Genomic DNA, 23,887 nt, shown 5'->3' with positions numbered 1-23,887 from the left:
GGCCCTGGCCGGAGAAGCCCTGGCGCGTCCGCGGCCCCTGTGAGAGCGGCTCAGATCTGCTCTACGCTGCCAGTACACCGTACCCGAGGAGAGGGAACGCCGTGACCGATCCTGTCCGCTACGACGTCGCCGGTGGCGTCGCCACCGTGACCCTGAACCGGCCCGATGCTCTGAACAGTCTGAACACCAGCACCAAGGAAGCGCTGAGAGATCGCGTCCGGGACGCGGCCGCGGACCGGCACGTGCGGGCGGTGGTTCTGGCCGGCACGGGGCGCGCATTCTGCGTGGGCGAAGATCTCGGCGAACACGGCGAGAAGCTGCAAAGAGGCAAAGCCGACCTCGGCGACACCGTGCGCGACCATTACAACCCCACGGTGCGTGCGTTGACTAGCATGCCGAAACCGGTCGTCGCCGCCGTCAACGGCATCGCTGCCGGTGCCGGGGCCTCCTACGCCTTCGCGTGCGATCTGCGTGTCGTCGGCGAGAGAGCCGGCTTCAACCTCGCGTTCGCCGCCGTGGGACTCTCCTGCGACACCGGCGCGTCCTGGACGTTGCCGCGCCTGGTGGGATGGGCGAAGGCTCGCGAGCTCCTGCTCCTTCCCCGGACCGTCGACGCGGCCGAGGCGAAGACCATCGGCCTGGCCACCGAGGTGGTGCCCGACGCGGCCGTGCTGCCCCGCGCGCAGGAGCTAGCCGCTCGGCTTGCTGCGGGTCCAACGGCCGCGTACGCGGCCATCCGCCGGGCGCTGGACATCTCGGCCGTACGATCGTTCGACGAGTCGATCGAGCACGAGGAACAGATGATGCAACTCACCGGCAATACCCGCGATCACCGCGAAGCCGTCAAGGCGTTCCTGGACAAGCGCACTCCGGTGTTCCGTGGCGAGTGAGGGAGGCCCGCAGGCGGGCTCGGACGGTGCGCCTCGCTGCCCGTGGGCGCTGAGCACAGCCGACTACGTCGTCTACCACGACACCGAGTGGGGCCGGCCCGTCCACGGCGACGCCGCCCTCTACGAGCGGCTCACCCTGGAGGCGTTTCAGTCCGGGCTTTCCTGGCTGACCATCCTGCGCAAGCGGGAGAGCTTCCGGAGGGCCTTCGCGAACTTCGACCCAGCGGTGGTGGCGCGTTTCGGCGACGACGACGTAGGCCGCCTCATGGCCGACGCCTCGATCGTGCGCAACGGAGCCAAGATCAACGCGGCCATCGCCAACGCCCGAGCCGTGTGCCGGCTTCAGGAAGCCGGCGGCGATGAGGCACTCGACGCGCTGATCTGGTCATTCGCACCCGACGGTGGACGCCCGGCACCACGAAGCCTGACCGACGTACCCGCGACCACGCCGGAATCCAAGGCATTGGCCCGGGCGCTGAAGAAGGCCGGCTTCGCTTTCGTCGGCCCCACGACGGCGTATGCGACCATGCAGGCGGCGGGACTGGTCAACGACCACCTGGAGGGTTGCGCCGCACGTAACGGCTGAACCTGCGCAGGGCTATCCCCAGTCCGGCGCGGGCCAGGGGCCGGATCAGCCACGCTGTGGCACGGCCTATCCGGCCGAACGGCATCTCCAGGTCTTCTTCCCAGGTCAGCCTGCACCGGCGGGGGTCAAGGGCGGTCACTATGAAGGATCCGGGACCGCGGACGATCCGGCCGGTGTGCATGACGTCGCAGCGGCGAGGCGGATCCCAGGATGTGATGACCATGGTGTCGAGAAAGCCCAAACGACCGATACCGGTCCACGCCTCGATCCTCCCGCCGACGCCCTGACCATTGCCCTGATCGCCACTGCCCTGCCCACCCCCGTCATCGGTCTGTGCGCCGCTGTCATCGGTCTGTGCGCCGCTGTCATCGGTCTGTGCGCCGCTGTCATCGGTCTGGGCGCCGCTGTCATCGGTCTGGGCGCCGCTGTCATCGGTCTGGGCGCCGCTGTCATCGGTCTGGGCGCCGCCGCTCGCCCGTACCGTTGTGGCCGGCATCCAGTCACCTTGCCGTTCCCAGTCGGTGAGCACGGCCCAGACCTCTTCGGCCGACCGGTCGACCTCCCGGGTGACAACGATCCTCAATGCCGCGTTCAGCGTCGTTCACCGCCTGCCGACGGCATCTACGTGTCGTCCCGCGCCGGCCTCGGATGCCGGATGAGCGGGCCGGCGGGGCGGGTGCCGGCCTCGAGCTCGGCGATGCGCGCGTCCCGCCAAGTGATCTCGTCACCGAGACGTTCGATGACCTGGTCGACCTGATCCATCCGGTATCCGCGCGCGACGACGGAGAACCGCAGATCGGCAAGATCCCGCGGCCGGACCGGCTGCTCGCCGAGTTCGGGCCCACCTGAATGGGGCGGCTCCCTGTCGAGCAGGTCACCCCGGCCCAGCGTGACCGCGACCACGGCGAACACCACCGCGGCGGCGACGACCGTGAAGACGACGTACATAATGCTGATCGTGCCACGCGACACCGCCGCCCTGCGCCTGGGGTCCGCCACGTTCGGGCCTGGCAACTTCGCCGTCATGGCGATCGTCAACCGGACCCCGGACTCGTTCTACGACAACGGCGCCACGTTCGGCTTCTCCCAGGCATGGGACCGGGTCGAGCAGGTCGTCGCCGAGGGGGCCGACATCATCGACATCGGTGGGGTGAAGGCCGGTGCCGGCGCCCCGGTCAGCGAGGCCGAAGAGATCGAACGCACGGTCGACCTCGTCGCGGCCATTCATGACCGGCTCCCCGGTGTGGTCATCAGCGTAGACACCTACCGGGCCGGAGTCGCCGACGTGCTCTGCGAGGCCGGCGCGCATCTGATCAACGACGCCTGGGCCGCCGCCGATCCGGATCTCGCCACCGTGGCCGCCCGCTGGGGCGCAGGTCTGGTCTGCAGCCACACCGGCGGACACGCGCCACGCACGGATCCACATGGCGTGACCTACGACGACGTCGTCGCCGACGTGATAGCCGGCGCCACCGGCCTCGCCGCCCAGGCCGTGGCGGCCGGCGTGCGGACGGACGGAATCCTCGTCGACCCCACGCATGACTTCGGCAAGAACACGTACCACTCGCTCGAGGTGAGCCGTCGCCTGGACGAGCTCGTCGGTACGGGCTGGCCGGTCCTGGTCAGCATGTCGCGTAAGGACTTCGTCGGCGAGACATTGGACCTGCCTGTGGACGAGCGGCTCTACGGCACGCTCGCCGCTACGGCCGTCGCGGCGTGGCAGGGCGCACGCGTTTTTCGGGCACATGACGTCGCGGCGACGCGCCAGGTACTGGACATGGTCGGGGCGATCAAGGGCGACCTGCCGCCGCGCGCCGTGAGCCGCGGCCTCGGCTGAGCGACTCGCCAGCCGCTCGGCCGATGCTCACCCCAGTTCGTCACCTGATCGTCGATTTGTCGTCTGATCATCCGCGCTGGACGTGTGGACGAGCGAAGAAGATCAGATGACAGACACCGGCCGATTCTCAGGGTTTGGCCATCTGATCTCCAGGCGTTCACATCTTGAGACGCGATCAGATGGCGAACACGCGCGATTCGCTCCAGTTTCGTCATCCGGTTCCCAGGCCAGGAGGCGATCAGCTGACAAATCGACGATCAGGTGACCAAGGTGGCCACGGAGACCGAGGTGGCACGCATAGTCGATGCGCGAGGCCCCAGAGAGCTGGACCGCTATTCGGCGTCGGCGGCTGTCGTGGCGACGGCCTCGCGCTCACGAGCACGGCGGGCGGATCCCGCGGTGATGATGACGTCGATCGTCTCGTCGAGCGAATCCGTCACGGTCAGCAGCTCGAGATCCACGGGCGAGATCTTCTTCTCCGCGGCCAGCGTCGAGCGTAGCCAGTCCATCAGCCCGCCCCAGTAGGCAGTGCCGACCAGCACGATGGGAAAGGTGGTGACCTTGCCGGTCTGCACGAGCGTCAGCGCTTCGAAGAGCTCGTCGAGCGTGCCGAAGCCACCGGGAAAGACGACGAAGCCTTGCGCGTATTTGACGAACATCGTCTTGCGGGCGAAGAAGTAACGGAAATCGACCCCGAGGTCGACGTAGTCGTTGAGGCCCTGCTCGAAGGGAAGCTCGATGCCGAGGCCCACCGACGTCCCGCCCGCCGCGCTGGCGCCCTTGTTCGCCGCCTCCATGATGCCGGGTCCTCCCCCGGTTATGACGGCGTAGCCGGCACCTACGAGGCGTTCGCCCAGCTCTTCGGCGAGCGCGTACTGCGGATCGTCGGTGGGGGTGCGGGCGGAGCCGAACACGCTGATGGCCGGTCCGAGCTCGGCCAGGGCGCTGAAGCCCTCGACGAACTCGGACTGGATACGCAACACTCGCCACGGGTCCGTATGCACCCAGTCGACCGGTCCTCGGCTGTCCAGGAGCATCTGGTCGTGGGTGTCGGTGGGCAGCCGTGAGCGGCGAAGTGTCAGCCCGCCGCGGTGCGACTCCGGCGGCCGGTTCGTCTGGTCGGAATCGTTCACCCGCGACACCCTAACGTCCTGCGAACCAGTCTCGAGGCCGGCCTCGCCGGGCCAGCGGCCGTCATGGTGCCAGCCACGCAAACATGCGGTCCTCACACAGCGCGATCTCGCCCAGGGGCACCCGCTCGTCGTCGGCATGTGCCAGCTGCGGATCGCCGGGCCCGTAGTTGACCGCCGGGACGCCGAGCGCGGAGAACCTGGCGACGTCGGTCCAGCCCTCTTTCGCCCTCACCTCGGCTCCCACCGCCTCGATGAAAGCGGCCGCCGCGGGCCGGCCGAGACCGGGACGGGCACCTGGCGCGCTGTCGGCGAGCTCGATCTCGTATCCGTCGAAGACATCTCGGACGTGCGCGAAGGCCTGTTCTTCGTCCTTGTCGGGGGCGAACCGGTAGTTCACCGTCACCGTGCAGCGATCCGGGATGACGTTTCCCGCGATCCCGCCGTCGATCGCCACCGCGTTGAGTCCTTCGCGATAGGTCAGACCGTCGACGTCCACCACCGCCGGGGTGTAGGCAGACAGCCTCCGCAGCACATCTCCGGCGCGGTGGATGGCGTTGTCCCCCATCCACCACCGTGCACTGTGGGCCGCTTGTCCGCTCAACCCGATCGTGGCGCGCAGCGTGCCGTTGCATCCGCCTTCGACGGCGGCCGCGGTCGGCTCCATCAAGACCGCGAAGTCGGCCTCCAGCCATTCCGGCCGGGTCCGGCTGATACGGCCCAGCCCGTTGCGTTCGGCTTCGACTTCCTCGTTGTCGTAGAACACGTACGTGACGTCGCGGACGGGCTCGGTGATGTGTGCCGCCAGGCGAAGCATCACGGCGACGCCGCCCTTCATGTCCACGGTCCCGCGCCCCCACAGCAAGTCGCCGTCGCGTTTGGTGGGGAGGTTAGCCGCGATCGGCACCGTGTCGAGATGTCCGGCGACGACGACCCGTCCGGACCGAGCCGTGTCCCCTGACCGAGCCGTATCCCCTGGCCGAGCCGTGTCTCCTGAGCCGGCAGCACGCCCGGTGCGGGCGACGACCGTGTCGCCGTCCCGGTCGACGGCGAGGTGCTCATACGCCGACAGCGACGCCTCGACGACGTCGGCGAGCGCCTTCTCCTCACCGCTGACCGAAGCGATGTCGCAGATCACAGCGGTGAGCTCGGTGGCGGGAAGATTCAGGTCGAGTAGCGTCTCCACGCTGACCGAGCCTACGGCCTCGCGGCCCCGGATGCAGTGGAAATGTTGAGCGAGCGTCCATGACCTGCTGCGTCGTCGCCGTCAGCTTGGAATCCGGGGAAAAATGGTAGACATTAGAAACGATGAGCGTGGCCGAGCGCGGGACGACCGAGCACGGACCCAGCGACGGACAGCTGTGGTCGCGTGCCCGGCGAGGTAATCCCGCGGCCTTCGGCGAGCTGTTCACCCGGCATTCCCACCTCGTCTACTCGTTTTGTTTCCGGCTCACCGCGAGCTGGAAGACCGCCGAGGATCTGACCACGGTGGTTTTCCTGGAGGCGTGGCGGCGACGATCCTCCGCGGCGGCCGAGCAGGACGCCGTCGTTCCCTGGCTGCTCGGTATCGCCTCGCAGGTGGCGCGGAACAGCACCCGAGCGGTACGCCGGCATCGGCACATTCTCGCCAAGCTGCCGCCGGCAGTCATCGACGACGGGCTCCAGGAGAACCCTGCTGCGCGCGCCGAGAGCGAGCAGCAGATGCAGGAGATCCTCCGGGTTTTCCGGCGGCTGCCCCAGCGTGAACAAGAAGTCCTTGCCCTGTGTGTCTGGGGCGAGCGCACGGCCGCTGAGGCCGCGATCGCCCTCGGCATTCCGGTGGGAACGGTCCGTTCCCGGCTGACCAGAGCACACGAGCATCTCCGCAATCTCGCGGAGGCAGCCGCCCAGCAAACGAAGCCGCGGGCGGCGATGCGTCCCCAACCGACCCGAGAGGCAACGTAATCACATGTGCCCCACGGCTCTGCTCCCCCGTGATCTCGAACCCCCGCCTCGTGCGTCGCTGACGCCGGAGCGGGAGCGCGCGATCCGCCAGCTTCTCGAGTCGATCGTCCAGGACAGCCAGGAGGCCGAGCAACGCAACCGCCGCCCGGCCCGGTGGAAGCGCCCGAGTGTGCAGTTCCGCCGCGTCGGCCTGGCCGCTGTCACAGCGGTGGCGTTCGTGGCGGCGTCGCTGGTCGTCACCCACGAACTGCTGCCGAACGCCGGTGTGGCCGAAGCGGCGACTCCCGACCTGATCGGGCACGAGACAGCCACCGGTGAACCCGCCTCGGACACCCTGCTCGACCTGGCACAACGGGTCGGCACCATCCCAGAGACGCCCGAGGGCGACGTCGCCATCCGCACCGAACGCTGGTCGCTGGTGGTCACGCCGGACGAACCCGGCGACGGCGCGGCCGAGGGCCCAGCAGAAGGCGCGGCCGCCACCGGCGCCGACGCATCGCCGCCCGGTCCCGCGGTGACGACGGCGATCATTCCCACCCTGCGCGAGCTGACCCGCCACGAGGACGGCACGGTCTCCGTCCGGGACGTAGGCGGCCGGCCGCTGTTCCCCGACCACACGTACGAGCGCGCCTGGAACGACGCCGGGCGGCCCGGCCCCACGGGCGAGGTCCTCCGGGACGAGACTCTCACCGCGGGCACCTGGCCCGACGTGTACCCCGGCGACCTGCCCGCAGATCCGGCCGCCTTGCGCACGGCCCTCGCGCTGCCCAGGCCCGCGGCCAGCAACGACGCCGCGGAGCTGCTCCGAGCAGTCCACGACCTCCGGCTGGAGCGCTTGCCCGGTTCTGCGCTCTCCGCCGGTGTGCTGCAGATGCTCGCGGCCGATCCGGACGTGATGTCGCTCGGCACCACGGTGGACCGCGCCGGCCGGGAAGCGCTGGCCATCGCGGCGGACGGCGACGAGTCCGGCTGGCCAGTCCGCGAGATTCTCCTGCTCGATCCGGACGACGGCCGGCCTCTCGCCTACGAGCAGGTGCTCATGGCCGACGTCGAGGTGATCGACGTGGGCGCGCCGGCGGTCATCGAGTACACGATCTTCCGCTGACCGCCGGCGCAGGCACCCTGCTGGCCCACTGCCCGCAGAGCCGCAGGAAGTCCATGCCTCACTGGGTGTGCGAGCATCTCCAATAGCTCATCCGGTTGTTGTCGCTCGAACCCACGTACGAGTTCTGAGAGGGGTGCGGCTCATGCCAGAGCAGCGGACCGCCGTTGTAGTCATACGCATAGATGATCTTCTTGCTTCCGGAGCGGTTCGCCCATGAACTGGTCTGGTTGTTGAATCCCCAGCTCGACGCCGACCCCGTGCAGGTGCTGGAGAACTGGTATCGCGTGCCGTCATAGTTGCTGCTGGTGTAGAAGCAGTAGTAGCTCGATGGGCACGAGGTATAGGAGCCCATGGCAGAGAACCCCTGACCCGAGCCGGATTGCTCGGCCAGCAGGGCGGAGTCCAAGGACTCGACCACGTCGGCGCGGACATTCTCACCCAGCCCCGCCGGTGCCGCCTCCTCACCGGGACTCGGCCAGACCACCACGGTCGCCCCGTCCTCCCACGCGAGCGCATTGTCGGACACCTGGACACCGCCGGGCTGGAGCTTCAGCAGCTCGATCATCTGGTCGGCCACGGGCCCCGTCGGAAGCTCCTGCTCCGCTGTGCCCGCCGATGCGGCCGGCCACGCCACCATCGGCGCGAGCAATACCGCCGCTACGCCCGCCGTCATCAACGCTCCCCGTCGCCCGAGGGCACCAAGCTTCGCGAACATGCAGTTCTCCCCTCCGTGCCGTTCCGGCACGTCGTGTTTCATCCGGACAGATCAGGCCACGGCCGGCTCCACTACCGGGCCGGCGAAAGCTCTCGCGAGAATGTGCCCCTGGCCACAGGGGCGTACGGCGTGCCGATTAGGCTGGGACGCATGCCTGACGCACGCCCTGCTTGGGGATATGGCCTCACCACCACAACCCTCGACGGCACGGTCCTGGATGTGTGGTACCCGGCGCCATCTCTGGGCAAACCACCAGCCGGTTCCGACGCACTCATCGACCTCCGCAATCTCGAGGGTGACGACCCCACGCGCGGGGTACGGCTGCGCCTGGTGCAGACCGTCATCGATCTGGACCAGCCTCCGTCCGACGCCTCGGACGCCTACCTCCGGCTGCACCTGCTCTCGCACCGGCTCGTCGCCCCGCGGGAACAGAACCTCGACGGCCTTTTCGGAGTCTTGTCCAACGTCGTGTGGACCAACCACGGACCGTGCGCCGTGGAGGGCTTCGAACAGACCCGGCGAGCCCTGCGCCGGCGCGGTCTGGTCACGGTGTACGGCATCGACAAGTTTCCCCGCATGGTCGATTACGTCGTGCCTTCCGGTGTCCGCATCGCCGACGCGGACCGGGTTCGCCTCGGCGCCTACCTGGCACCCGGCACCACCGTGATGCACGAGGGCTTCGTCAATTTCAACGCCGGGACGCTCGGTGCGTCGATGGTGGAAGGCCGGATCTCGGCGGGCGTCGTCGTCGGCGACGGCTCGGACATCGGCGGCGGGTCCTCGATCATGGGCACCCTCTCCGGAGGCGGAACCGAGATGGTGACCATCGGCAAGGGCTGCCTGCTCGGGGCCAACGCCGGCATCGGCATCTCCCTCGGAGACGGCTGTGTCGTGGAGGCCGGTTGCTACATCACCGCGGGCACCAAGGTGACCCTGCCGGACAACCGGGTGGTGAAGGCGCGCGAGCTGTCCGGACAGGACGGCCTGCTCTTCCGGCGCAACAGCGTGTCCGGCACCATCGAGGCGCTGGCCAGATCCGGCGACTGGGGCACCCTCAATGCCGCGTTGCACGCGAACTGAGCGATCTCTGACCGCGCCGTCCCGACCGTTCGGATGAGCCGAGCCGCGCGGTTGGCACGGACCGTCATCGTGCTGCTCGTCGTCGGCCTTGGTCTCGCCGCGCTTCTCGTCTGGCGCGCCAGCGGCCCACTGGAGATCGGCGGTCCTCGCGAGCGCTGCGTAGCCGGCGTCGCCGGCCACGACGCCGAAGTGACCATCCAGCAGGCCGAGCACGCGGCCACCATCACCGGCGTCGCGGTGCGCCGCGGACTGCCGGCGCGAGCCGCCACGATCGCACTCGCCACGGCTTACCAGGAGTCGACGCTGTACAACCTCAGCTACGGCGACCGCGACTCGCTCGGGCTATTCCAGCAGCGGCCCTCGCAGGGATGGGGAACCCCCGAGCAGGTCCAGGATCCCCTGTACTCCGCGGGTGCATTCTACGACGCGCTCGTGCGGGTCGACGGGTATCGCGAGATGGAGATCACGGTGGCCGCCCAGGCGGTTCAGCGCAGCGCCTTCCCCGATGCCTACGCTCAGCACGAGGAGAACGCACGAGCGCTGGCGTCGGCCCTGACCGGCCACTCCCCCGCCGCCTTCCACTGCCAGTTCAATACGGAGGCGTTCGACGGGCTGTCCGTGGAGGAGGCCGGCGACGACGGCCTGACGTCCCGCGCCCTAACCGTGCTCGAGGAGCTGACCACCGTCTTCGGCGACTTGGAAACCGGCGGCTACGCGCCCGGTGGCATCACGTCCGGGCACATCGACGGATCGGCCCACTACGACGGCCGGGCCATTGACGTCATGCTTCGCCCGTACGACGACACGGAGGTGAACCGGCGCGGCTGGGCGGTGGCGCACTGGGCGGTGGCTCACGCGCACCGGCTGGGGATCGCCACGGTGATCTACGACGAAATGATTTGGACGGCCCGCCGCTCCAGTGAAGGATGGCGGGCGTACGTGCACCCGTCCGGAGACACCGAGAACGTCACTCTGCGCCACCTGGATCACGTGCACATCGACGTCGTCGAAGGGGAAAGCGCCTAACGCTTCTCACGGCCGTCGTCCCTGCGCGCGTCAGCGCCGCCATCAGAGCCAGCGAGACCGGCACTGTCACCTACCTGGAGAACGGCTACGAGACGCCGGGCACCGTAGATGCGCAACAATGCGCGACGGGGCGGGGCATGACTCACTGGATATTGATGGGCTACGGTGCCGGCTCGCTTCCTTGCGGTGCGTGGGGAGGGCGCATGCAAGCCTGTGGACGACGGTGCGCTGCGTGGGCCCCTGACGGATAGGCTGGACGGACCATGAGCCAACTGCCGCCACCGCCGCCGCCAGCACAGCCGTCGCCCGGTCCGTCGCCGTCTCAGCCTCCCACGCCCCCCGAGCACCGGTCCGGTGCGGCCGGCTGGAAAGCCGCGACGGCGCTGACCGCCGTCATGGCTTTGCTCATGGCCGGGACGGTCTACTTCTTCATGGATCAGCGGGTCGACGAGCTGGAGGACGAGCTCGAAGCCACGCGGCAGGAGTTGGCCGAGGCCCAATCCGCTGCGGACGATCCGCTCGGCGGTCTCGGAGACCTGCTCGGCGGCCTGGGTGGGCTCGGTGATCTGGGAGACCTCGGTGACCTCGGCGAGCTGGGTGATCTGCTCGGCCTTGGAGACCTGCTCGGCGACGGGCTTGGTGGCTTCGACCCGATCCTGATGCAGTGCCTGTCCCCCGGTGGGCTCGGCCTCGGCGGAGAACCGTCGATTCCCGACGCTCCGATCGAAGAGCAGGTACAGGTGGTGCGAGACATCGTCGCGGACGAACGAGGGCTTTCCGTCGACGGCGACCTCGACATCGAGTTCGTGACGATGCAGGAAGTCCAGCGACGAGCCGTCGAGCTGACCGAGGACGAGCTCGATGCCGACGCCGCGGCCGTCGAGTCCCGCCTGCTGGCCGCGCTCGGCGCCGTCGAACCCGGATTGGATCTCGTCCAGGCCCAGCTCGACGCGCTGGACGCCGGTGTCGGAGGCTTCTACAACCCGGAGACGCAGGAGCTGGTCATCGGCTCGGAGCAGATGGACGGCATGGGCGCGTACATCACCTCGCACGAAATGGTGCACGCCCTGGCCGACGCGACGTTCGGCCTCCCCGACACGGTGGAGCTGGCGGAGTCGGAGGGTTCGGACGCCGCGTACGCAGCGCTCAACGCGATCGAGGGCGATGCGACGCTATACGGGCAGATGTTCATCTCGACCCACGTCCCGTTCGACCAGCTCATGGCGCTGCAGAGCGAGTCGGCCGAAACCAGCGCCGCTCTGGCGGAGCTTCCTCATTTCGTCCGCCGCGAGCTGGAGTTCCCCTACATCGAGGGCATGACGTTCACCTGTGACGTCTTCCTGGACGGCGGCTGGGACGCGGTCGACCGTAGCTATGAGGAATTGCCCACCACTACCGCACAGATCCTCTTTCCCGAGCGATACCGGGCGGGAGAGGGTGCGGCCGAGGTCCGTATCCCGGGTGGCCCGGACGGATGGCGGGAGATCCACACGGACTCGTTCGGCGCCGCCGACCTCCTGTTCCTGCTCGAGGCTCCAGGTGGAGACAAGGGCCAGGCGATGCCGGAGCCGAAAGAGCTGGTGAGAGGCTGGGCCGGGGGCGAGATCACGGTGTGGGATCGCGACCAGGAGACGGCCGTAGCGCTCATCCTGGCCGAGCACAGCGATGGGCCAAGCCTCTGCGAGACCGTCGTCGACTACTACACGCTCGCCTTCCCCGGCAGCGAACCAACCGCAGAGGGGAACGAGTTCGTCTTCGCGGGCTCGGCTCAATCGGCAGTGGTCACGTGTGAGGCCGGCGAAGTAGCGCTCGGGATCGGCCCCGACGCGGACACCGCTCGCACCGCGCTCTCCTGACCCGCCCTAAATGATCATGTAAACCATGTTTTCTCGTGCTTCACCAGGCCTGCAGGCCTGATGAAGCACGAGAAAACATGGTTTACATGATCATTTGGTGGGATGCCGGCCGGAGGCGTTTCGATGCTGCGGCCACTCGCTCGTCCGTGGCGGTCAGGGCCACCCGCACGTGCGAGGCGCCCAGCGGCCCGTAATACTCACCAGGAGCGGCGAGGATGCCCTGATCCGCAAGCCACGCGATGGTCTCCCAGCACGGCTCGTCCCGGGTGGCCCACAGGTACAGCGAACCCTCGGAACGGTCGATCCGCAGTCCGGCGCCGACGAGGGCGTCCCGGAGCAGCTCGCGGCGTGCGCGATAACGGGCCAGCTGCTCGTCGACGTGCGCGTCGTCGTCGAGTGCCGCCGCCATCGCCGCCTGCACCGGACCGGGCATCAGCATGCCGGCATGCTTACGGATCTCGAGAAGGGTGGCCAGCATATCCGGGTCCCCGGCCACGAAGCCGGCCCGGTACCCGGCCAGATTGGAGCGCTTGGACAGCGAGTGGACAGCCAGGACGCCGTCGAGGGAACCGCCGTTGACAGCCGGGTCCAGGACAGACACCGGCTTGGCGTCCCAGCCGAACTCGATGTAGCACTCGTCGGCCACGAGGACGGCTCCGCATTCGCGCGCCCACGCCACCATCTTCGCCAGGTGCTCGGCCGGAAGGATACGGCCGTCCGGGTTGGCGGGTGAGTTCACCCATATCACGCGGGGCCGGCGCGGTCCGAGTGCGACGACGGAGTCCGCTGCCACCGCTTCGGCCCCGGCCATCAGTGCGCCGATGCCGTAGGTGGGGTACGCGAGCTCGGGGTGGACGACCACGTCGGCCTTCCCCAGCCCCAGCAGTGTCGGCAGCCATGCCACGAGCTCTTTGGAGCCGACACACGGCAGCACGCCATGAACCGGGTCGACGGTCTCGATCCCGAATCGCCTCCGCAGCCAGCCGGCCGCGGAGGCGCGCAGGGCCTCGGTCCCCAGCGTGGTGGGATAGCCGGGCGAATTCGCCGCTCCGGCCAGAGCTTCCCGGACGACGCGCGGTGTGGCATCGACCGGCGTGCCGACGGACAGGTCGACCAGCCCGTCAGGATGTTCCCGAGCCCGTTCCCGATACGGGACGAGCGAGTCCCACGGAAATGCGGGCAGGTTCATCCCAGCCGGTCGCCCCACGCGGCCTCCTTCAGACGCTGTGGCCATGTCATTCCGCGTGGCTATCGCCCCGCACTAGTGCCCACCGGTCTCCTGCGGCGGCAGCGCGGCGACGACGGGGTGGTCCTTGTCGATGGCGCCGAGCTTCGCGGCACCACCAGGCGAGCCGAGGTCGTCGAAGAACTCGACATTGGCCTGGTAGTAATCCTTCCACTGCTCGGGGAGGTCATCCTCGTAGAAGATCGCCTCCACAGGGCAGACCGGCTCACACGCACCACAGTCGACACATTCGTCGGGGTGGATGTACAGCATCCGATCGCCCTCGTAGATGCAGTCAACCGGGCATTCCTCGACGCAGGCCAGATCCTTGAGATCAACACACGGCTGCGCGATGACGTATGTCACGGCGGTCTCCTCCAGACAGGTCGTGGCGCCAACGGCACCTTGCACCACCTAGTATCACGATGCACCCACCAAGCGATGCAACAAAGGTCACCCTATGAGACACCATGTCAGTTCCGCCGAGCGGGACCGCCTACTGGGCCGCCGTGTCGTCGTACGGCGCCGCCTCCACGGCGAGGCACACGCCGCGACCGACGTTCTCGGCGTTCTGGAGGCGTGGGAAGCCGGTGAGCTGCGGGTACGCCGCAGCTCCGGCGCGGACGGCGCTGTGGCGGAGGTCCCCGAGGCCGACGTGATCGCCATCAAGGCCATTCCCGCCCGGCCGGTCACCCGACGTGAGATTCGCGACCTTGAAGCCGCCGCCGCGCAGGGCTGGCAGGCCCTGGACACCGCGCAGCTCGGCGGCTGGCTGCTGCGAGCCGCGCGCGGATTCACCAGGCGGGCCAATTCCTGTATGCCCCTCGACGATCCCGGCCGCCCCCTCGGCGAGGCCATCGAAGCTGTCGAGGACTGGTACCGCGCCCGCGAGCTGCATCCCACATTCCAGGTGCCCAGCCTTCTCGGCGGTGTTGTCGACGATGCGCTGGACGCGCGCGGATGGTCGCGCGACGACGACGTCCTCGTGCTCACGGCGTTGGTCGGTGACGTCCGCCGTGGAGTCCGGTCCGATCTACCGGCCGTACGGGTGGACCCACACCCGGATGACGACTGGCTGGCGAACTACCACTATCGCGGTGCCCCGCTACCCGCGCACGCCGTCCACGTGCTGACCAACGCCGACGGTGCCGGATTCGCCTCGGTGGACCTGGACGGCGTCCGGGTGGCGATAGCCCGCGGTGCGGTGTCGACGGCACCCAGCGGACGCCGTTGGGTGGGTGTCACCGCCGTGGAGGTGGCGCCGGAGGCCCGCCGCCGGGGCCTGGGCAGCCATGTGGTGGCCGGTCTCACCGGCTGGGCAGCCGGCCTGGGCGCCGAAGCCGCATATCTCCAGGTTGAAGAGCGCAACACCGGCGCCCAAGCCGCGTACCGCAAGCTGGGGTTCGGCGACCACCATTCCTACCACTACCGCCAGGCACCCGGGTAGCGGTGTGGACCCCGGCTGTCAGCTCAGTCGTCGTCCGGGTCCGGGCCGCACACGACCCGGTGATTGGGGTTGTAGGTCCACGGGTCGGCCTCGTCCTTGACGAGCTCACCGTCGGGCGTCCACGCCTTGCGGTACGAGGTGATGCTGAAGCCCTGGCTGCCGCCTTGCGGCGTGCAGTCGGAGCTCGTGTCGTAGATGGTCCGCGGAGATGTGAAATTGCTGCGTTCGGAGACCGAGGTCTCCACCCGGAAATACTCCGTGCTCCAGATCCGCACGTTCAGCGTTCCCTGGCTGCGCCCGGCACTCGGGGTGAAGCGGGTTTCGATCACGACGCCGTACGGGGTGTCGTTGGCGAACCGAAGGTCCTTGGCACCCCACGCCACGGTCGCCTCCTGTCCGATCGGATACCGGTCGAAATAGATGGAGTGCGGCCAGTGCTCGACGTCTTCCAGGCCCGCCTGGAACGCCGCATGGAAGGTGGTGGTCGCCACCTGGGACACGCCACCGCCCATCGCGTCCTCGAGCCGGCCCTGGTTGATGATGGTTCCCGCGGTGAATCCGTTGGCCTCGGTCCGCTCCCCCACGGTGCGGTTCATGCTGAACTCGTCCCCAGGCCGCAAGAAGGTGTTGTTGATCAGCTCGGCCGCCCGCCCGATGTTGACGTCACGGTACTGGGCGGGTGGGAAGTTGGTGGTGAACTCGGCCACCACCTCCTTGACTCCGAGCTCCTCGGCCGCCTCGGTGGTCAGTTCCGGATCGATATCCACCAGCTCGACCTCGGCGCGGCGATCGTCGCCCTCCTCGGTCAGCGCCAGCAGCACCAGATCGCCGAGCGAGTCGGTCTCCACGCCCTTGCCGCTCTGCGCCGGGACGACGACGGGCGAGCCGTTCTCGATACGGATGGTGGCGTCCTTGCCTTCCTGGCCGATCTCGGCGAGCTCGTCGCTGGCCAAGTCAACCAGCTTGTCGCCGTCGATTTCAGGCTGGAGCGAGCCGTCTTCGGTGGAGGTCATGGACAGGACCTGGCCAATCAGCTCGGGACCGAGCTCGACGCTGTCGCTTCCCGCCACGACCGTCACCGGTCCCGACATCGCGGGCTCGGCGAACTCGGACACAGCCTGGTCGACGTCGGCCTGGGTGACCCGGGGCTCCACGGACTCCACCGGGACCGTGACCTCGGCAGGCACACCGCCGGAGCCCGCAGGCCCGAAGTACGCGCCCGAGATCACCTCGACAGCGCCGTCCACGTCCAGCGCGCTACCGGTCGAGGGCTCGCTGGTGACCACTTCGCCGTCCTCGAACCCGACCGCACCGTTCACCGGGTCGGAGTCCGACTGCTCGGCGATGGCCTCCATCGAGGCTCGCAACGCGTCAGTATCCACGTCCGGGCGTGGCGTCACCTCTTCTCCTCCGAGCAGCGCCTGCACGAGGGAAACCGGGTTGGCACTGCCACCGGGCACGGCCGCCACGGTGGCCGGGATGTCCACCCGCAGCCCGGCGTCGGACGGCACGATCTCGTAGGTGGAGTCCGATTCGCCGATGCGCACACGAATCGGGGCGTCCGCGACGGCGGGCAGCTCGTCTTCCAGAAGTGTCCGCGCCTCCGCCGGGGTCATTCCGCCGACCTCGATACCGGCGACTGTGGCGTTTCGGGCCAGATTGTCGCCGGCGAGAAGGTACGTGACGCCGTAGGCCGCGACGAGGACGAGGACCACGGCTCCGATGATCATCGCCGCCGTGCGCCCGCGGCGCCGGGGCGGCGGGGCGGCACCGTCGTCGGATGGGGACGCTGGGACGGCGAACTCCTCGGTGACGTCGTCCGCACCGTGGACGCCGCCACCCGCCGCGGGCCCGCCTCGAGGTGGACCGCCGGTTGGCGCGGCGAAGGCCGTCGCCGTGGACGTGGTCGCTGAGGCAGCGTACGGCCTGGCAGGGCCTGAGCGCCCGGGAGAGGCCTTCGCGCCCCTCACCTCGTCACCCAAGGACGCACGCATGCCTTCCTGCCTACCGGGCGTGGACGCGCCGTAGATGTCGTCGCCGGGCGGCACAGCGCCAGCATCCGACCCAGCGCCAGCATCCGACCCAGCGCCAGCATCCGGCACGGCCGTGGCACCCGGCACGGTGGCAGCGCCTTCTGCGGTGTTGGCGGCATCGGCCGGCTCGTCATCGGCGGCTTCCAGCGGGCCGTCGCCACCACCGTGCGAGGAGGCATCGCCATGCGCTGCCGCCGGCTCGGCCCGCGTGTCTTCCAGGGCAGCCTCGGTCGGGGAGTCAGCCTCTCCCGATCGGGCAGCAGAGGAATCTTCGGGGGAGCCGCCTGCACTGGTTTGTTTGTCTGTCACCTAGGGGTATACCTAACTTGCGACATATCCAGGAACCGGGGCTCACGAGAGACCTCGAGCCCTCGCGCATACTACTCGACATGCGCCGAATCGCGCCGTTTTCGGCGGGCCGTTATGTGATCTTGACGTGTCATCGCACGTTCACGCTGCTGGGCACGCGCACGCCCATGCCCAGCGTCACCGCCACAGCCGACGCTCCGCCGAGCAGAAACACCAGGCCGGCGGGGTCGCCTGCGATGACGACGTCACCGGCCGGGCGGGGCTGTGCGAGGAGCAGGACCGCCGTCAGCCACGCACCGGCCACCACACCGATTCCCACACGTGAACGCGCGGCATGACGAGCCAGCACGCAGACACCCGTGCCGGCGCCGACCGCCAGAATCAGGCCGACGGGACTGGCCCACCGGTGCATGAAGGCACCCGCGACGGCGACCGCCACCGCCGCGATCGCAAGGAGGCCGACGATCACCCAGCGAGCCGTGCGCCGGGGCCGCGCGCGCGCCCTGCGCGCAGCAGCGCTCGCCGTGCCCGAAGCAGGCGTGATCGAGTGCTCCGCGGACGCACCAGCTCCCGAATACATCAGTGACCGCCCGGTTCGTCTCAGAGACCGGAGAACAGATCTGATTCGATCCCGGTCTCCGGGTCCACAGGGCCTGGCAGCCCATGGGCCAGCCGATAGTGCTCTGTAGACCAGATGCTCTGGCCCACCTGGTCGGACAGGGCGAAGAAGCCGCCTTCGACGTCGATCTGGGTACGGTGCGCCCGCATCGCGGCCATCTTCCGGTCCACCCACTCGGTGCCGTCGACAACGGCCGTCACATCGGCGTCGTCGACGACGAAGCCGAAATCGTCAGCCGATTGCACCGTGCCGAACGGATTGTCCGGGGTGTCTTTCAGCGCGTCGATGCTCTGCTGGATCACACTGCGCGGCATGGCCGTCCAATACAGCTTCGGCACCTTCCACGCGACACCCAGCTCCTGCCGATAGCTCGGCACTCCGGCCAGGTTCAGGGCATATGTGGCGACTCGATGCGCCTGGATGTGATCCGGATGCCCGTACCCGCCGTTCTCGTCGTAGGTGATCATCACCTGCGGCCGGACCTCTCGGATGACCTCGACCAGGTGGTCCGAAGCCTCGCGCAGGTCGGCGGCCCAGAAGCTGTCCGGCCGGACGCTGTCGGGTGTCTCGGCCCGGCGGCCCTCCTCTCCCCACACCATCCCGGAGTCCCGGTAGCGCCCGGGCCCGCCCAGGAAGCGATAGTCGGAGACACCGAGCTCGGCCATGGCCACGGCGAGCTCCTTGACGCGGTGCTCCCCCAGGCCGTCCTCCTGCTCAGGGGCAAGATGCGCGAGCTCGGGAACGAGGATCTCGCCTTGCTCGCCACGCGTGCAGGTGACCAAAGTGACGTGCGCGCCCTCGGCCGCGTAGCGCGCCATCGTGGCACCTGTGCCGATCGTCTCGTCGTCGGGGTGAGCATGAACGAGAAGCAGCCGCCGCTGCGAATCCTGTATGGCCATATCGGCAACGATAGTCACGCCCACCGACAACCCCCACGCCCTCCTCGGGTCCGTATCCGGATCCGCATCCGGCGCCGCGACGCCTGCACGTGCGGCATCCAGGCGATCAGGGCCAGCAGCGCCCATCTACGCTGGGTGCGTAAGACGGCGACGGGGATCGAAGGGTGTCACGAATGGGGGCAGCGGTTCACCGGGCGCGCACGGCGTCCGAGGCGAGCTTGGCGTTGCCGGCAGGGGTGGACGCCAGGCAGCGCTGGCACAGCATCGCCACGGCCCACGAGTCGTTCCTGGGCTCGGCATCGGCGTCTCCCTCGATCCGGCCAGTGGTGCTCGAGTCCTGGCGCCGCTCGTCGGACTTCCGCGTGAATCCGGACGCTTCCGGCCCGCCTGTCGTGATGAACGACGACGAGCTGCTCCGGGCGCGCGCCACCCATCCGCTCCGAGCCGCCATGCCGACGGTCCGTCGACTGCTCGTGGACGATGCGTCCGCCGCCGGGGTGATCGTCGCCGTGGGCGACGCGCACGGCCGGATTCTCTGGGTCGAGGGCAACCCAGGGCTTCTGCGCCGTGCGGAGGCCATCCACGTCGTCGACGGCGCCGCCTGGTCGGAGGAGAGCGCCGGCACTAACGCCATCGGCACCGCGCTCGCGGAGAACACGCTCGTCCAGGTCTTCGGCAGCGAGCATTTCGTACGCAACGTTCACCCCTGGAGTTGCACCGCCTCCCCGATCCGCGATCCGCGGACCGGGCACACATCCGGCTTCGTCACCATCGCCGGACAGCACGACGTGGTATCGCCGCAGTCGGCGATGCTGATCCGGTCCGTCGTCGCGGCCGTCGAGAACCAGCTGCGGCTGCACCTGGCCGAGCAGCCGGCACAACCGGGCACAGCGCGTCTTCGCACGCTCGGCCAGGAGTACGCGGAGCTCACCATCGACGGACAGCGCCTCGGTCTCGGGCTCCGTCATTCGGAGCTGCTGCTCCTCCTCTCGCTCCACCCGGACGGCGTATCCGCAGGAGAGCTTGCCGACATGATGTACGAAGGAGACGCCGCCGTGGTCACGGTCCGCGCCGAGCTCTCCCGGCTTCGCAAGGTGTGGCCCGGGCTGCTCGCTCCGACGCGGCCGTACCGGCTGACCCTGCCCGTGACGACGGATGCCGCCGAGGTCGCCGATTCCCTCCAGCGCGGCGCACACCGGCGTGCGGTCGAGCTCTACACCGGCCCGGTGCTGCCCCGGTCCGATGCTCCCGGGGTCGTCGCACACCGTCACCACCTGCATGGGTGGTTGCGCCAGGTGCTCTTACGCCATGCCGCAGCGGATGCGTTGCTCCAGTTCGCGCGGTCGCCGGCGGGACGGGACGACATCGAGGTCTGGCAGGCGTGCCTGCACCGGCTGCCGTACGGATCACCCCGCAGGTCTGAGGCGAAGGTCGCGGTCAACCGGCTGTCGAAGCCGGCGTACCCATCGACGTGACCATCTGACCTGCTACGCAACGCGATTGCAACTCTTCGTCACTTAGAGTGACGAAGAGTCGAGCATCAGCCGAAGGTCAGCTCGGTCGCTCGACCATGCCGACGGGGCATAGGCGCGTGGCGTGTTGCGAGACGGCAAATGCCCCCCATTTCGTCTCCAGCACGCCACGTCCCCGTCGGCCGGGAGTTCGTCGAGGCGCTCCGGCGCCCTGGACCACGGGCGCCACCGAGTACCCCCATGCACTCGCGTTTGCACTCACGCCCGGCGCTCGCGCGGGTCCATGGCGGTGCGCACGGCGTCGCCCAGCATGACGAACGCCAGGACCGTCACCGACAGGAATGCGCTGGGGAACACCAGCATGTGCGGCGACTGCCGCACATAGGCCTGGGCGTCGCTGATCTCCGTTCCCCAGGAGATGACCGGCGGCTGGAGCCCGATCCCGACGAACGAGAGGGTCGCCTCCACGGCGATGAACGTGCCGACCGCGATGGTGGCCCACGCCAGCACCGGCGCCACGGCGTTCGGCAGGACATGCCGGGTCAGGATCCGCCCGTGGCCACTGCCCAGCGACAGCGCGGCGTTGACGTAGTCAGTGTTCTTGACCTGGATGACGGCGGCGCGCATGATGCGCGCGGCTGTCGTCCAGCCGAGGACCGCCAGGGCGAGCACCACCTTCGCGGTGGTCTCCCAGGGCGATGCCGCGGCGCCGGACGGGAAGGCCACGAGGACCACGAGCGCGCCGAGCAGCAGGGGAACGCCGAAGAACACGTCGGTCACCCGGGAGAGCACGGCGTCCACCCAGCCACCGAAGTAACCGGCCGTCATGCCGATCATCCCACCGAGCAGGACCACCGCGGCGGTCGCACACACACCCACCACCACCGACGCCCGGGCGCCGTAGACGGTGCGCGCGTACAGGTCGCAGCCCTGGAGGTTGTAGCCGAACGGGGCACCCTCCGCGGGTCCTTCCCTGGACAGTCCGAGCCGGCAGCGCGACGGGTCGGCGTCGGTGAACAGACCCGGCGCCGCCGCCATCACGATCAACACGGCGACCAGGAGTCCCGCGACATAGAAGACCGGGTTGCGCCGCAACGCGAGCCAGACCGCCGACCGGGGTCTACGCATGCCTGATCCTCGGATCGAGCAGCGGATACACCAAGTCGACCAGGAGGTTCACCACGAGGAACAACACCACCAGCAGAGTCACCGCGACGGTGACCGTACCGATCTCGCCGTCGCGGACGCTGTGCAGGATCAGCTCGCCCACGCCGCCGATATTGAAGATCATCTCGACGACGACCGCCCCGCCGAGAAGCGTGCCGAAGTCGGCACCGACCAGGGTCACCACGGGGATCAAGGAGTTCCGGGCACCATGGGCCAGGATCACCCGGCGGGGGCTGAGCCCTTTCGCCACGGCTGTGCGCACGTGGTCCGCGTGCAGGTTCTCGACCATGCTCGAGCGCATCATCCTGGCCACGAAGGCCAACGAGAGACCACCCAGCACGAATGCCGGCAGGATGAGCGAGGCGGCGCTGCCGTCCCACGTCACCGGGAACCAGCCCAAACGCACCCCCGCGACGGTCTGCGCCAGCAGCGCCAGCACGAAGACCGGAATCGACACCACCGCGAGTGTGCTGACCAGAACCAGATTGTCCAGCAGCCCACCCGGCCGGACGGCGGCGAGCACTCCAGCCGACACACCGAGCACGACTTCGACCACGACCGCCATCAGCGCCAGCTGTATGGTCACGGGGAATCGGTGAAGCAACTCGTCGGCGACCGGCACCCCGGCGAAAGTCTGCCCGAGGTCTCCCGTGATGATCCTGCCCAGGTACTTCACGTACTGCACCAGCAGCGGGTCGGCGAGATTGTACGTCTCCGTCATCCGGTTCACGTAGCTCTGCGGGCAGGGCTGATTGCCGCATCGTCCCGCCAAGGGATCGCCCGGCAGCGCCCACATCATCGCGTAGATCAAGAACGTGGTCCCGATCACCACCGGCACCATCTGCGCCAGCCGCCTCAGCGCATAACCGCGCATCCGCCCAGTCCCGTACCCGTCGCAGCTATCGGATCGTCACGCTGAGCAGGTCGATCGTCTGAAACGGCGTGATCTTCACGTTGTCGACCTTGGTGGAGTATCCGGCGACCGTGGTGGCGTACCAGAGCGGAATGCTCGGCATGTCGGCGGGCAGGAGCGCCTCGGCCTCGTTGTACTTGGCCAGTGCGGCATCGCCTTTCAACGACGCCGCCTCGGTGATCAGCTCGTCGAACTCCGGATTGCTGTAGTCGCTGTCGTTGGACGAGGCGCCCGTGGCGTAGACCGGAGCCAGAAAGTTCTCGATGCTGGGATAGTCGGCCTGCCATAGATTGCGGAACATCCCGGCCACCTCCCGGGCGTTGACTCGCGACCGGAACGTCCCGAAGTCGGGTATGGGCACGCCGGCACATTCCACATCGAGCACCTCCGTGATGCTGTTGCATACGGCGTCCACCCACGGCCGGTTGTCACCGTCGCTGTTGTAGGCGAGCGTCAGCGTACCTTCGTAGCCGCCGGCCTCGTCATACAGCTCGCGTGCCCGCTCGGGCTCGTACGTGCAGTACACGCCACAGACGTCGGCTTGGTAACCGGCCACACCAGGCGCCACCCATCCGGTGGCCGGCTGCCGGGTGCCGTGAAAGATCTGCTCGGTGATCGCCTCCCGGTCGATCGCCATCGAGATGGCCTGGCGCAACCGCGGGTCGGCGACGTTCGGGTCCACCGCCTCAGGCGCGAACGAAATGGTCGAGACGACGAGCGCCTCCTTCTCGACGTACCGATCGCCCAGATCGTCCTGGTAGGTGTCGTCCGCGAGCGCCGACACCGGCAGCTGGGGGATCACGTCGACGTTGTCCGCCTGGAGGTCGTTGTAGGCTGCCAGGTCGTCCTGGTAGATCCGGAAGGTCACCTCGTCGATCTGCGGCGTCACGGCTCCCTGATAGCCGTCGTACGCCCGGAGCCGGATCTCCGACGATTGTGACCATTCGACGAACTCGAACGGCCCCGTACCGATCGGGTTCCGGCCGAATGCCTCCGGATCGGCGAAGAATTCGTCCGGCATCGGTGCGAATGCGGCATAACCCACTCGCAACGGAAACGACGACTCCGGCTGGGAAAGTGTTACCTCGAAAGTCAGGTCGTCAATGACCCGAAGCCCTGACATTTCGCTTTTCTCGACCATGCCGGGAGTGATCTCCACATCAGGCGTGATCGCTTCCCGGGGCTGCAGATCCGCATATCCTTCTATCATTCGGAAGAAATACGAATTGAGTGTCCCGTTCGGCGCATAAGCAACCCAGTTCCACGCGTCCACGAAGCTCTGCGACGTGACCGGATCACCGTTGTGGAACGTCCAGCCGCTTCTCAGCGTGACCGTCCACGTCGTGTTGTCCTCGGAGTCGATGGATTCGGCGATCTCATACACGGGTTCCGCGGTGTCCGGGTCGTAGCGGATCAGTTTGGAGAACAACTGGTCGACGACCTGCCCACCGCACGACTCCATCGTCATCCCCGGCACCAGGGGGTTCTCCGGGGCGCAGCCTCGAACCGTAATGGACCTGTCGCCGCCGCCGTCACCGGCCGGGCCGTCGGCGCCGCATCCGCTCAGGACGAGCGCCGCACCGACGACGACCGACCATGCCACGCGGGCGGACATGCCCATTGTGCGCCTCCTT

General features: G+C 68.5%; 23 protein-coding genes. 10 read left to right on the top strand and 13 right to left on the bottom strand.

Going from position 1 to position 23,887, the window contains the following annotated elements; genetic code table 11:
* Positions 1-101 precede the first annotated feature (101 nt).
* Both G1H11_RS22595 and G1H11_RS22590 read left to right on the top strand, forming a co-directional pair.
* Positions 102-890: an enoyl-CoA hydratase-related protein gene (locus G1H11_RS22595; RefSeq protein WP_163820880.1), complete on the top strand. Its 789-nt coding sequence runs from the start codon at positions 102-104 to the stop codon at positions 888-890.
* Positions 880-1,476 (top strand): DNA-3-methyladenine glycosylase I, encoded by a 597-nt coding sequence (locus G1H11_RS22590; RefSeq protein ID WP_163820879.1) that lies wholly within the window; start codon positions 880-882, stop codon positions 1,474-1,476. The genes G1H11_RS22595 and G1H11_RS22590 overlap by 11 nt, the downstream gene beginning before the upstream one ends.
* On the opposite strand, the gene G1H11_RS22585 is transcribed toward G1H11_RS22590, so the two are convergent.
* On the bottom strand, positions 1,436-2,059 hold the full coding sequence (locus G1H11_RS22585) for an SRPBCC family protein (protein ID WP_163820878.1): 624 nt from the start codon (positions 2,057-2,059) through the stop codon (positions 1,436-1,438). The two genes, G1H11_RS22590 and G1H11_RS22585, sit on opposite strands and share 41 nt — an antisense overlap.
* 38 nt (positions 2,060-2,097) lie before the next feature.
* A complete protein-coding gene (locus G1H11_RS22580; protein WP_163820877.1) occupies positions 2,098-2,424 on the bottom strand; it encodes a DivIVA domain-containing protein in 327 nt (108 codons plus the stop codon).
* Position 2,425: 1 nt separating this feature from the next.
* On the opposite strand from G1H11_RS22580, the gene folP reads away from it, so the two are divergent.
* Positions 2,426-3,313, top strand: coding sequence for a dihydropteroate synthase (gene folP / locus G1H11_RS22575; protein WP_163820934.1), 888 nt, complete (start codon positions 2,426-2,428; stop codon positions 3,311-3,313).
* Positions 3,314-3,645: 332 nt separating this feature from the next.
* Here folP and G1H11_RS22570 read toward each other — a convergent pair whose 3' ends face one another.
* Positions 3,646-4,446, bottom strand: coding sequence for an LOG family protein (locus G1H11_RS22570; protein WP_343074907.1), 801 nt, complete (start codon positions 4,444-4,446; stop codon positions 3,646-3,648).
* 61 nt (positions 4,447-4,507) lie between these two features.
* Positions 4,508-5,629, bottom strand: coding sequence for a succinyl-diaminopimelate desuccinylase (gene dapE / locus G1H11_RS22565; protein ID WP_163820875.1), 1,122 nt, complete (start codon positions 5,627-5,629; stop codon positions 4,508-4,510).
* Between the two features lie 122 nt (positions 5,630-5,751).
* Here dapE and G1H11_RS22560 point away from each other — a divergent pair, with 122 nt between their 5' ends.
* Together G1H11_RS22560 and G1H11_RS22555 are read left to right on the top strand one after the other, a co-directional pair.
* The gene (locus tag G1H11_RS22560; RefSeq protein ID WP_163820874.1) at positions 5,752-6,387 is read left to right on the top strand and encodes an RNA polymerase sigma factor; all 636 of its coding nucleotides are present in this window, start codon (positions 5,752-5,754) and stop codon (positions 6,385-6,387) included.
* A gap of 4 nt (positions 6,388-6,391) precedes the next feature.
* Positions 6,392-7,492, top strand: a complete 1,101-nt coding sequence (locus G1H11_RS22555) for a hypothetical protein (protein ID WP_163820873.1) — start codon at positions 6,392-6,394, stop codon at positions 7,490-7,492.
* A 58-nt stretch (positions 7,493-7,550) separates the two neighbouring features.
* On the opposite strand, the gene G1H11_RS22550 is transcribed toward G1H11_RS22555, so the two are convergent.
* Positions 7,551-8,207, bottom strand: a complete 657-nt coding sequence (locus G1H11_RS22550; protein ID WP_163820872.1) for a peptidase inhibitor family I36 protein — start codon at positions 8,205-8,207, stop codon at positions 7,551-7,553.
* A gap of 150 nt (positions 8,208-8,357) precedes the next feature.
* Between G1H11_RS22550 and dapD the strand changes: the two genes are divergently transcribed.
* The 3 genes from dapD to G1H11_RS22535 all read left to right on the top strand — a co-directional run bounded on the left by dapD (position 8,358) and on the right by G1H11_RS22535 (position 12,169).
* Positions 8,358-9,287 carry a 2,3,4,5-tetrahydropyridine-2,6-dicarboxylate N-succinyltransferase gene (dapD, locus tag G1H11_RS22545; RefSeq protein ID WP_163820871.1) on the top strand — a complete coding sequence of 310 codons (930 nt, stop codon included), beginning with the start codon at positions 8,358-8,360 and terminating at the stop codon, positions 9,285-9,287.
* A 33-nt stretch (positions 9,288-9,320) separates the two neighbouring features.
* Entirely contained in the window at positions 9,321-10,313 is a 993-nt protein-coding gene (locus G1H11_RS22540; RefSeq protein WP_163820870.1) for a VldE C-terminal domain-containing protein, read from the top strand.
* Positions 10,314-10,576: 263 nt separating this feature from the next.
* The gene (locus G1H11_RS22535) at positions 10,577-12,169 is read left to right on the top strand and encodes a hypothetical protein (RefSeq protein WP_163820869.1); all 1,593 of its coding nucleotides are present in this window, start codon (positions 10,577-10,579) and stop codon (positions 12,167-12,169) included.
* A gap of 82 nt (positions 12,170-12,251) precedes the next feature.
* Here the strand turns inward: G1H11_RS22535 and dapC are convergent, their stop codons facing one another.
* Positions 12,252-13,358: a succinyldiaminopimelate transaminase gene (gene dapC / locus G1H11_RS22530; RefSeq protein ID WP_216844053.1), complete on the bottom strand. Its 1,107-nt coding sequence runs from the start codon at positions 13,356-13,358 to the stop codon at positions 12,252-12,254.
* A 72-nt stretch (positions 13,359-13,430) separates the two neighbouring features.
* On the bottom strand, positions 13,431-13,760 hold the full coding sequence (gene fdxA, locus G1H11_RS22525) for a ferredoxin (RefSeq protein ID WP_163820867.1): 330 nt from the start codon (positions 13,758-13,760) through the stop codon (positions 13,431-13,433).
* 94 nt (positions 13,761-13,854) lie between these two features.
* On the opposite strand from fdxA, the gene G1H11_RS22520 reads away from it, so the two are divergent.
* Entirely contained in the window at positions 13,855-14,841 is a 987-nt protein-coding gene (locus tag G1H11_RS22520) for a GNAT family N-acetyltransferase (RefSeq protein ID WP_163820866.1), read from the top strand.
* A 23-nt stretch (positions 14,842-14,864) separates the two neighbouring features.
* Here the strand turns inward: G1H11_RS22520 and G1H11_RS22515 are convergent, their stop codons facing one another.
* The 3 genes from G1H11_RS22515 to mshB all read right to left on the bottom strand — a co-directional run bounded on the left by G1H11_RS22515 (position 14,865) and on the right by mshB (position 18,701).
* Complete coding sequence (locus G1H11_RS22515) at positions 14,865-17,183, bottom strand: VanW family protein (protein ID WP_163820865.1); 2,319 nt, start codon at positions 17,181-17,183, stop codon at positions 14,865-14,867.
* A 130-nt stretch (positions 17,184-17,313) separates the two neighbouring features.
* Entirely contained in the window at positions 17,314-17,763 is a 450-nt protein-coding gene (locus tag G1H11_RS22510) for a DUF6113 family protein (protein WP_163820864.1), read from the bottom strand.
* 20 nt (positions 17,764-17,783) lie between these two features.
* On the bottom strand, positions 17,784-18,701 hold the full coding sequence (gene mshB, locus G1H11_RS22505) for an N-acetyl-1-D-myo-inositol-2-amino-2-deoxy-alpha-D-glucopyranoside deacetylase (protein WP_163820863.1): 918 nt from the start codon (positions 18,699-18,701) through the stop codon (positions 17,784-17,786).
* A gap of 173 nt (positions 18,702-18,874) precedes the next feature.
* Here mshB and G1H11_RS22500 point away from each other — a divergent pair, with 173 nt between their 5' ends.
* A complete protein-coding gene (locus tag G1H11_RS22500) occupies positions 18,875-20,176 on the top strand; it encodes a sigma-54-dependent transcriptional regulator family protein (protein ID WP_163820862.1) in 1,302 nt (433 codons plus the stop codon).
* A gap of 255 nt (positions 20,177-20,431) precedes the next feature.
* Here G1H11_RS22500 and G1H11_RS22495 read toward each other — a convergent pair whose 3' ends face one another.
* From G1H11_RS22495 to G1H11_RS22485, 3 genes are read right to left on the bottom strand one after another with little or no spacing between them, the layout of a single operon-like run.
* Positions 20,432-21,301: an ABC transporter permease gene (locus tag G1H11_RS22495; RefSeq protein ID WP_163820861.1), complete on the bottom strand. Its 870-nt coding sequence runs from the start codon at positions 21,299-21,301 to the stop codon at positions 20,432-20,434.
* Positions 21,294-22,214: an ABC transporter permease gene (locus G1H11_RS22490; RefSeq protein ID WP_163820860.1), complete on the bottom strand. Its 921-nt coding sequence runs from the start codon at positions 22,212-22,214 to the stop codon at positions 21,294-21,296. Before G1H11_RS22490 ends, G1H11_RS22495 begins: the two co-directional genes overlap by 8 nt.
* Positions 22,215-22,239: 25 nt before the next feature.
* On the bottom strand, positions 22,240-23,874 hold the full coding sequence (locus tag G1H11_RS22485; protein WP_163820859.1) for a peptide ABC transporter substrate-binding protein: 1,635 nt from the start codon (positions 23,872-23,874) through the stop codon (positions 22,240-22,242).
* Positions 23,875-23,887: the final 13 nt, after the last annotated feature.

The organism is Phytoactinopolyspora alkaliphila (assembly GCF_010550695.1).
Lineage (GTDB): Bacteria > Actinomycetota > Actinomycetes > Jiangellales > Jiangellaceae > Phytoactinopolyspora > Phytoactinopolyspora alkaliphila.
The sequence above is the reverse complement of the archived record's forward strand: the minus strand, read 5'-3'. Positions and strand labels throughout refer to the sequence as shown.